This window comes from Candidatus Kurthia intestinigallinarum (genome assembly GCF_003991225.1).
GTDB classification, from domain to species: Bacteria; Bacillota; Bacilli; order Bacillales_A; family Planococcaceae; genus Kurthia; species Kurthia populi.
Map to the genome: position 1 here is coordinate 1 of NZ_JTFC01000151.1, position 1,020 is coordinate 1,020.

Genomic DNA, 1,020 nt, shown 5'->3' on the forward strand with positions numbered 1-1,020 from the left:
AACAAAAATGTAATATAACGCCCTTTCCCTCACAAAAGTGGAAAAGTAGAAATTTCCACCTATGCGAGAAACATATCTACTTAACAAAAGTAGAAATTTCTACTTTTGAAATAAAGTTGTTATTCGCCCCCTTTCATGAAAATCCTTATGTAGTAAGGCATGAGAGGGGATTTTTATGTCCATTTTAAAACGCAAAAAATCATTTCTACTTTGCAAAGGTGGAAAAGTGGAAATTTGCAATTTCTACTCAAAGTCAACTTTCTCGCAAAAGTGGAAAAGTAGAAAAGTGCGAGAAAACATAAGGGTATCAATGCTTTTTATGAGTTTACAACCCTCGTATTTTATGTTTTATTTAGTAGTAATAAAGATTTTAGGCAAAATAAAAAGCCATTCCTCATTTGTCTTTGGCAGGACAAGGAATGACTCAAACAAAGAACAACTAAATAAGTGAGCGTCCGAGCGGTTAGCTGGTAACTAACTTATGGTCGTTGATCTACAACAAAATGAGCTTTTTGGTCGAAGCTTATTTGTTGTTATAATTAGATTAAATAAATGGTGTGCTGGTAACACGCCATTAGTAAAACAATATTACGCTAATTATAGCAACTGTAGACGACATTTTCAATATTTCTGATTGAAAATTGGCTTCATGCACCCTTTTTTAAGTGTGCTTTTGAACGAGATAGCTGTGGACGCTCACCTAGAGGAAAGGAGAGCTATGTCCATGGCTATTTTTGCGTTAGAAAAGCAGGAGATGGGGCAGCTGTTTGATACGCTGCTACATACAGGAATCCACACATATAAAAAGAAGCATTCTAAAGCGAGCTTGCCAGCACGTGTTGAGGCAGAGAAGAAAGAAAAATCGACACGTCAAGGGGCTGTCTTTGTGGTGCGTCAAAAAGCAGACTTTACAGCAAATGGCGTAAAGGGGTATATCGTGACGTCGAAGGAAACGTTATTAGAGGATGCGCACACGCTTACACACTTCACACCGAACGTGTACCGTACGTTTGGTTATAC

1 pseudogene is annotated in these 1,020 nt (G+C 37.6%); it reads left to right on the plus strand.

From position 1 onward, the window contains the following. Positions 1–724: 724 nt before the first annotated feature. Positions 725–1,020, plus strand: a pseudogene (locus QI30_RS19320) (primase C-terminal domain-containing protein); the annotation flags it as partial.